Annotated in this window: 2 protein-coding genes; both read left to right on the top strand. The window is 59.9% G+C overall.

From position 1 onward, the window contains the following. The first annotated feature begins 387 nt into the window (after window positions 1-387). Window positions 388-2,070 carry a tetratricopeptide repeat protein gene (locus Q2M23_RS43240; protein WP_316399461.1) on the top strand — a complete coding sequence of 561 codons (1,683 nt, stop codon included), beginning with the start codon at window positions 388-390 and terminating at the stop codon, window positions 2,068-2,070. A 667-nt stretch (window positions 2,071-2,737) separates the two neighbouring features. Next, a partial coding sequence (gene istA, locus Q2M23_RS43235; protein WP_316399462.1) for an IS21 family transposase occupies window positions 2,738-3,562 on the top strand: 825 nt, incomplete at its 3' end.

Raw genomic sequence — 3,562 nt, 5'->3', positions numbered from 1 at the left:
CGCCCGGAATTACCGGGCCGTCGTCACTCTCGCTGCCATCGTCCTATGGCTGCGATAAGTGTCCACACCACCTAGAGGGGATCACAGCGCTGTCGCTGGGCCCCAAGCGGCTACTTGGACTTCATGGAGCCGCCCGTGCTCGTCCCAGTGCTGGAGAGCCATCACCCGAGACGAGCGGACGGCGAATGGGTCTCCAGAATTCCGTCGCGGCGAGGGCCGTAGTCCTACGGTATCGCTTTCGGTGGTCGTAAAACCGACCCTGTGGCTCGATCGTCCAGGATTTCTGATCGCTTCTCGGTACCGCCACGATGTGATTTGATACATGCTGATGTCGCGCGGAGGATGATGGTGCAAGAGGAGCCGATCCATAGGCGACTGACGACCATCATGGCGGCTGACGTGGTCGGCTACTCGGGTCTGGTTGCGGCAGACGAGGTTGCGGCCTTGGTCCAACTCGGCCAATTGCGACGCGAGGTTATCGAGCCCTCGATACGTACGCACGAAGGTCGCCTATTCAAGACGATGGGCGATGGCTTCCTCGCCGAGTTCGCCAGTCCTGTTAGAGCTTTGGAGTGTGCCATCGCTATCCAGGCTGGAACGACCGAGATGCGCCTGCGAATTGGCATTCATCTCGGAGATGTCGTAGCCGATCAAGACGACCTACTCGGAGACGGCGTCAATGTAGCTGCTCGGTTAGAGGGCGTAGCCGAGCCGGGTGGCATTACCATCTCCCGGCCCCTCTATGATCAGGTTCGGGATCGAGTGAAGGTCACGTTCCTAGACAAGGGGGAAGTCAGCCTGAAAAACCTGCCAAGGCCGATGCAGGTGCTGTCGGTTAGTACGACAACAATGCCAAGCACTCCGGCCCACCCGCCGCTTCCCGCCAAACCATCGATTGCAGTCTTGCCATTCCAGAACATGAGTGGCGATCCTGAACAGGAGTATTTCGCGGACGGCATGGTCGAGGACATCATCACCGCGCTATCGCGAGTAAAGTGGTTTTTTGTAATAGCCCGCAATTCCTCATTTACCTACAAGGGCAGAGCTGTCGATATCAAGCAGATTGGGCGCGAGCTTGGTGTCCGATATGTCCTTGAAGGAAGCGTCCGTAAGGCGGGAAATCGGGTCCGTATTACGGGTCAGCTCATCGAGGCGGAAACCGGACATCACATCTGGGCGGAGCGTTTCGAGCGCGAGTACAAAGACGTCTTCGAACTCCAAGACGAGATGACCTCCGCTGTCGCTGCGGCTATCGAGCCGACCATCAACTTGAGGGAGATAGAAAGGTCAAAAAAGAGACCAACTTCAGACCTGAGCGCTTACGACTACTTCCTGCGGGCGCAGCCCTTTATCCGACAATTCGATCCACAGTCCTATTTACAGGCGGAAGAATTGCTCCGACGGGCCGTTAGCCTCGACGCCCAATATTCCAGTGCTCTTGCGCTCTTGGCCGATTGTATTGGCCGACAGTGCATCATGGGTGCGCAGCCATATAAGGAACGAGTGCTTGAGGCTGAGCGGATCGCTCATCAGGCGGTCCAAGCGGATCCCGAAGATGCTACTGCGCTAGCGATAGCTTCTTGGGTTTACACGATCCTGGTAGGAAAGCATGATTCATCTCGAGAATACGCCGAACGTGCTTTACGCCTTCAGCCAAATTCAGCTTTTGTCTGCGTCAATAGTGGGTTTGGCTATCTCTATCGCGGCGAGCTAGACGCCGCCCGCCATAATTTCGAAAGAGCTTTGCGCATCAACCCGCTTGATCCGCGCAATTATTTCTTGATCCAAGGCCTAGGTATCGTTCTGTTCTTTGAGAGAAAGTTCTCGGAAGCTTTGTCGCTATTCGATCGCTCTATCGAGCTTGCACCGTCTGCGAGAGTGACATGGCGTTATAAGGCAGCAACTCTTGCCCATCTCGGCAGAAGTGAGGACGCTTTGAAGGCGGTTGCGGTCCTCCGATCACTCACGCCAATGCAGACGCTTAAAGAAGTAACCGAAAGAACCATGATTTCTCAAGCGTGGATGCGAGAACTCTATTTCGGTGGACTGGAGAAGGCGGGATACGAATAGTAAGCGCCGCTTCTCTCCTTGGTTTGGACGCATATTTGTAGCCAGATGGCGGCCTTCAGGTTCGGAAGCCTCGCGTCGCCCATCGGACCGCCCAAATCGAACCGATGCCGGACTTCCGACCTACCCAAAAGAGGTTCTCACATAGCCTAGGCCCTAAGCTGACGGTCTGCATAACCACCGGGAACGTCGGCTCTTCGAGGGTAACCGGAAGTCCCTCAACTCGGCCGCCATGGACGGCTTTTGGACCCAAAGCGGACCTCGGCTGTTCGCGGCAAATCCTTGGAAAACTCACGGCCTCTTTCGGGTCGCTAACAGCTGACGGATATGGTCCAGCACGCCAGCACGGGCCGATAATTCAGCTTCTTTGCCGCGTGTAGCCCTTCCTCGCAAAGGTCACCCGCGAGCGCGAGGACCTTTCCGACCGTGGCGCCCAGCATCGTCTTGCTGATTCCGCTCGATGTCGCCCACGATTCCGGAATGATCTCGCCCACCGTTCCGATTTGATGTCGCCCGCCATTCCGAGATGATCTCGCCCACCATTCCGGGATGATGTCGCCCGGGGTATCGCAAGGGCGAACCCGGGGTGACGAGGCCTCTTCTGGCTCCGATACGGTCCCGCCTTTCGGCTTTGCGAAGGGGGACCTGGATGCCGACGGAGAGGTTTGCGATGCGCCATGTGCGCGATGTGATCAGATTGAAGTCGGCCGGGATGCCGACCCGCGAGATTGCGCGGCGGGTGGGGACAGCCCCTTCGACGGTGCGGTTGACGATCCACCGGTTCGAGGCGGCGGGGCTGACCTGGCCATTGCCCGACGACATCACCGACGCTGCGCTGGAAGCCCGGCTGTTCGCCAGTGCGGGAGCCGGTCCCGGCACCCGGCGGGGCCATCGCCGGCAGGCCGAGCCTGACTGGGCGGCGGTACACCGCGAACTCCGGCGCAAGCATGTGACGCTGTCGATCCTGTGGGACGAGTACATCGCAGGCGAACCCGGCGGGTATCGTTATTCGCGGTTCTGCGAGCTCTACCGCGCCTGGGAAGGCCGCCTGTCGGTGACGATGCGCCAGTCGCATATGGCCGGCGACAAGCTGTTCGTCGACTATGCCGGCGACGGCGTGCCGGTGGTAATCGACCGGTTCACCGGCGAGCGACGCGCCGCGCAGATCTTCGTCGCGGTGCTCGGCGCATCGAGCTTCACCTACGCGCAGGCGACCTGGACGCAGGGGCTCGCCGACTGGATCAGCGGCCACGTCGGCGCCTTCGAGGCGATCGGCGGCGTGCCGGCGCTGCTGGTGCCGGACAATACCAAGGTCGCAGTGATCAAGGCCTGCCTCTACGACCCGCAGATCAACCGCAGCTATGCCGACATGGCGGCGCATTACGGCACCGCCATTCTGCCGGCCAGGCCGCGACGGCCACGGGACAAGGCGAAGGTCGAACAGGCGGTCCTCATGGTCGAGCGCTGGCTGCTCGGGCGGCTGCGCCACCGCACC

The sequence above is a fragment of the Bradyrhizobium sp. 33ap4 genome (genome assembly GCF_032654765.1).
Taxonomy (GTDB): domain Bacteria; phylum Pseudomonadota; class Alphaproteobacteria; order Rhizobiales; family Xanthobacteraceae; genus Bradyrhizobium; species Bradyrhizobium australafricanum.
Note: the sequence above shows the minus strand (reverse complement) of the source record. Positions and strands in the feature narration are given on the sequence as shown.

What these genes read in the sequence shown, in the direction of transcription:
- Q2M23_RS43240 (WP_316399461.1), top strand. Translation starts at nt 388, where the DNA reads ATGGCGGCTGACGTGGTCGGCTACTCGGGTCTGGTTGCGGCAGACGAG.